Raw genomic sequence first — 4,840 nt, 5'->3', positions numbered from 1 at the left:
GGGCTTCGCCCTGGCCTGCGGCCACCCCTGGCCCGGGCCTGCCTCCGGACCAGCCTGCCACCCCTGTCAAGCGCCTCCCCCACACACCACGGGACCCACCCGGCACCGCCAAGGATGTGGAACCGGGGTCTGGGTGACGTGGGCCGACCGGCGTGGTTTACGGGAGGGTGAGGCGGGGCTTCGGGGCGTCGGTGCGGCCGGTGGGTGGGGTGCGGCTGCCGGCGCGGTAGGGGGCGGGCCAGGGGGCCGCGGGGCCGGTGTAGCCCTGGTCGGCGGCGGCGTGCAGGGTCCAGTGGGGGTCGTACAGGTGCGGGCGGGCCAGTGCGCAGAGGTCGGCCCGGCCGGCCAGCAGCAGGGAGTTGACGTCGTCCCAGGAGGAGATGGCGCCGACGGCGATGACGGGGATGTTCAGTTCGTTGCGGATCCGGTCGGCGTACGGGGTCTGGTACGAGCGGCCGTACTCGGGGCGCTCGTCGGGGACGACCTGGCCGGTGGAGACGTCGACGGCGTCGACGCCGTGCTCGGCGAAGGCGCGGGCGATCGCGACGGCGTCCTCGGCGGTGGTGCCGCCGGCGGCCCAGTCGGTGGCGGAGATGCGGACCGTCATGGGGCGGTCGGCGGGCCACGCCCCGCGGACGGCGTCGAAGACCTCCAGCGGGAAGCGCAGGCGGTTGGCCAGGCTCCCGCCGTACTGGTCGGTGCGGTGGTTGGTGAGCGGCGAGAGGAAGCCGGAGAGCAGGTAGCCGTGGGCGCAGTGGAGTTCGAGGAGGTCGAAGCCGCAGGCTGCGGCCCGAGTGGCGGCTTCGGTGAACTGCGCGCGGATCACGTCGAGTTCGGCTGCGGTGAGGGCGTGCGGGACCTGGCTGACGCCGGGGAGGTACGGGAGCGGCGAGGCGGCGGTGAGGGGCCAGTTGCCGTTCTCCAGGGGTTGGTCCATGCCCTCCCACATCCGGCGGGTGGAGCCCTTGCGGCCGGAGTGGCCGAGTTGGACGCCCAGGGCGGCGCCGGGGGCCTGGGCGTGCACGAAGTCGGTGATCCGGGTCCATGCCGCGGCCTGCTCCGCCGTGTACAGGCCGGCGCAGCCGGGGGTGATGCGGCCCTCGGGGCTGACGCAGACCATCTCGGTCATGACCAGTCCGGCGCCGCCGAGGGCGCGGGAGCCCAGGTGGACGAGGTGGAAGTCGCCGGGGACGCCGTCGGTGGCGGAGTACATGTCCATCGGGGAGACCACGACCCGGTTGCGCAGCGTCAGCCCGCGCAGCCGGAGGGGGGTGAACATCGGCGGGGTGCCGGGCGGGCAGCCGAAGTCCTGTTCCACGGTGCCGGTGAAGCGGGGGTCGCGCAGCCGCAGGTTGCCGTGGGTGACGCGGCGGCTGCGGGTGAGGAGGTTGAAGGCGAACTGCCGTGGCGGCTGGTCCACGTACCCGGCGAGCTCTTCGAACCAGCGCAGGCTGGCGGCCGCGGCGCGCTGGGTGGACTCGACGACGGGCTTGCGCTCCGCCTCGTACGCGGCCAGGGCGGCCGGCAGGTCCCCGGGGTGCTCCTCGACGCAGGCGGCCAGGGCGAGGGCGTCCTCGACGGCGAGCTTGGTGCCGGAGCCGATGGAGAAGTGCGCGGTGTGTGCGGCGTCGCCGAGCAGCACGGTGTTGCCGTGCGACCAGTGCGCGTTCACGACCGTGCGGAAGGCGGTCCAGGTGGAGTTGTTGCCGCGCAGCGGGCGGCCGCGCAGGGCTTCGCTGAAGAGCTTGGCGCAGCGGGCGGCGGACTCGGCCTCGTCGCACAGGTCGAATCCGGCGGCCCGCCACACCTCCTCGCGCATCTCCACGATCACGGTGGAGGAGTCGGCCGAGTACGGGTAGGCGTGCAGTTGCACCACGCCGTGCTCGGTCTCGGCGACCTCGAAGCGGAAGGCGTCGAAGGCGAAGTCGGCGGCCAGCCAGATGTAGCGGCAGCGGTGGCCGGTGATCCGGGGTTCGAAGGCGTCGGCGTGCGCCTCGCGGGTGCGGCTGTGCACGCCGTCGGCGGCGATGACCAGGTCGTACGCGGCCGCCAGCGCCGCGGCGGGCGGTGCTTCGCGCTCGGTGTGCAGGACCACGCCGAGGCCGGCGCAGCGCTCGTGGAGGATGCGCAGCAGGGCGCGCCGGCCGAGGGCGGCGAAGCCGTGGCCCCCGGAGGTCAGGATCCGGCCGCGGTGGACGACGTCGATGTCGTCCCAGCGGACGAACTCCCGTTCCAGCGCCCGGTAGACCTCCGGGTCGGCGTGCTCGATGCCGCCGAGGGTCTCGTCGGAGAGCACCACGCCGAAGCCGAAGGTGTCGTCCGGGGTGTTGCGCTCCCAGACCTCGATGCGGCGGTCCGGCCCCAGCCGCTTGAGCAGGGCGGCCGCGTAGAGGCCGCCCGGTCCGCCGCCGATGACCGCGATGCGCATCCGGGCCTCACTTCCCCCGCCACGCGGGCGGCCGTTTGCCGGTGAAGGCCGCGTGGAACTCCGCGTAGTCCTGGCCGTTCATCAGCAGTGCCTGGGTGTTGGCGTCCAGTTCGACGGAGGCGGCCAGCGGCATGTCGAGCTCGGCCGTCAGCAGCGCCTTGGTCTGGGCGTACGCGAGGGCGGGGCCGGCCGCGAGGTGGGCGGCCAGCTCGGCGGCCCGGACGTCGGCCTTGCCCTCGTCGGTGAGTTCGCTGAGCAGGCCGATCCGCTCGGCCTCGGGGGCCCGGACCGGTTCGCCCAGCATCAGCAGACGGGTGGCGTGGCCGAGGCCGACGACCCGGGGCAGCAGGTACGCCGCCCCCATGTCTCCGCCGGAGAGGCCGACCCGGGTGAAGAGGAACGCGAAGCGGGCGGTGGGGTCGGCGATCCGGAAGTCCGCGGCGAGGGCCAGCACCGCGCCGGCACCCGCGGCCACCCCGTGCACGGCGGCGATCACGGGGAAGGGGCATTCCCGGATCGCCCGCACGACCTGGCCGGTCATCCGGTTGAAGTCGAGGAGCTGGTCGGTGTCCATGGCGAGGGTGGCGCCGATGATCTCGTCGACGTCGCCGCCGGAGCAGAAGCCGCGCCCCTCGCCGCCCAGCACGAGGGCGCGGACCGCGCGCTCCCGGGACAGTTCGGCGAGGAGGTCGCGCAGGTCGGCGTAAGCACCGAAGGTGAGCGCGTTCAGCTTCTCGGGGCGGTCGAGGGTGACCGTGGCGACACCGTCCTGCCGGGTCACCCGCAGGTGACGCCAGCGGTCGGTACGGGCTGCGGAACCGGTGAAGGGGCTCACGGGAACGAACGTATCACCATCTCGTGACGTACGTCAGCCAAGCGCGATAACCCTGCTCTCGGACGCCCCCGCGGGCTCCCCATGGCCGCCGACGGGCCGCCAGGGCGAAGCCCCAAAGCCCCTGGGGTGGGCCTGCCGCAGGGCCTGCAGGCCGCCCCTGTCAAGCGCCGAGGGGACCCACACACCACGCGACCCACCCATCGAAGCGAGCCGACCGAAGCCCCCGGCCACTCCCCGAAGCCCCCGAGCACCCCGAAAGCCCCACCCGGACACGGCATGAACCACACCACCATCACCACCGTCACCACCATCAAGGCGGTGTCGTTCACCGTGGCCGCCACCTCCACCGCATGACTATGCGGCGGTGTCACCGGCCATGGTGGCGACCAGTACCGCCTTGATGGTGTGCAGCCGGTTCTCCGCCTCGTCGAACACCACCGAGTGGGCCGACTCGAAGACCTCGTCCGTGACCTCGAGCGACTCCAGCCCGTACCGTTCGTGGACGTCACGGCCGACCTCGGTGCCCAGGTCGTGGAAGGCCGGCAGGCAGTGCAGGAACTTCACGTCCGGGTTGCCGGTGGCCCGCAGGACGTCCATGGTCACGGCGTACGGCGCCAGCACCTTGATCCGCTCGCCCCACACGTCCTTGGGCTCACCCATGGACACCCACACGTCCGTGGCCACGAAGTCCGCGCCCGCGACGCCCGCGGCCACGTCCTCGGTGAGCGTGATCCGGGCGCCGCTGGCCTCGGCGGCCGCCTCCGCCAGCGCGACGACCTGCTCGGCGGGCCAGTACGCGCGCGGGGCGACGATCCGGACGTCCATGCCCAACAGCGCGCCGGTGACGAGGTAGGAGTTGCCCATGTTGAAGCGGGCGTCGCCGAGGTAGGCGAAGGCGACCGTCTCCAGGGGCTTCTCGGTGTGCTCGGTCATCGTCAGCACGTCGGCCAGCATCTGCGTGGGGTGCCAGTCGTCGGTCAGGCCGTTGAAGACCGGCACGCCCGCGTACGCCGCCAGTTGCTCGACGTTGTCCTGGCTGTCGCCGCGGTACTCGATGCCGTCGAACATCCGGCCCAGCACGCGCGCGGTGTCGCGCACGGACTCCTTGTGGCCCATCTGGGAGCTGGCGGGGTCGAGGTAGGTGGTGCGGGCACCCTGGTCGGCAGCGGCGACCTCGAACGCGCAGCGGGTGCGGGTGGAGGTCTTCTCGAAGATCAGCGCGATGTTCCTGCCCCGCAGCCGCTGGACCTCGGTGCCCGCGCGCTTGGCGGCCTTGAGCTCGGCGGCCAGCTCGACCAGGCCTCGGAACTCCGCGGCGGTGAAGTCGAGCTCCTTCAGGAAGCTCCGGCCAACGAGGTCGGTCGCCATGGGGGACTCCTACGGGTTCGGGGGATGCGGAAGGGGGACAGGGGAGGCTGGAATTCTATACGAGCATCCGTATCTCTATACGGACTGGCATCGTGATGCGGGCCACATCGCCGCGCCCGCCCCGACGAACTGCCGCCGGCCGCCGCGGCGCCCCCGCCCCCCCTTCCTCCCCCTCGCCCCCACCCTCACCCCACCCCCACCCCACCCCC

The 4,840-nt window shown here is 73.0% G+C and carries 3 protein-coding genes; all 3 read right to left on the bottom strand.

From position 1 onward, the window contains the following. Positions 1-157 precede the first annotated feature (157 nt). The 3 genes from IF43_RS0135240 to argF all read right to left on the bottom strand — a co-directional run bounded on the left by IF43_RS0135240 (position 158) and on the right by argF (position 4,631). A complete protein-coding gene (locus tag IF43_RS0135240; RefSeq protein ID WP_030210916.1) occupies positions 158-2,428 on the bottom strand; it encodes a bifunctional salicylyl-CoA 5-hydroxylase/oxidoreductase in 2,271 nt (756 codons plus the stop codon). 7 nt (positions 2,429-2,435) lie between these two features. After that, positions 2,436-3,263, bottom strand: a complete 828-nt coding sequence (locus tag IF43_RS0135235; protein WP_030210913.1) for an enoyl-CoA hydratase family protein — start codon at positions 3,261-3,263, stop codon at positions 2,436-2,438. A 354-nt stretch (positions 3,264-3,617) separates the two neighbouring features. Beyond that, positions 3,618-4,631, bottom strand: a complete 1,014-nt coding sequence (gene argF, locus IF43_RS0135225) for an ornithine carbamoyltransferase (protein WP_030210911.1) — start codon at positions 4,629-4,631, stop codon at positions 3,618-3,620. Positions 4,632-4,840: the final 209 nt, after the last annotated feature.

Origin of the sequence: Streptomyces sp. NRRL S-87 (assembly GCF_000719335.1) — a bacterium.
Taxonomy (GTDB): Bacteria; Actinomycetota; Actinomycetes; order Streptomycetales; family Streptomycetaceae; genus Streptomyces.
The sequence above is the reverse complement of the archived record's forward strand: the minus strand, read 5'-3'. Positions and strand labels throughout refer to the sequence as shown.

Coding starts and splice junctions, on each gene's coding strand:
- IF43_RS0135240 (WP_030210916.1), bottom strand. CDS start 2,428: ATGCGCATCGCGGTCATCGGCGGCGGACCGGGCGGCCTCTACGCGGCC.
- argF (WP_030210911.1), bottom strand. CDS start 4,631: ATGGCGACCGACCTCGTTGGCCGGAGCTTCCTGAAGGAGCTCGACTTC.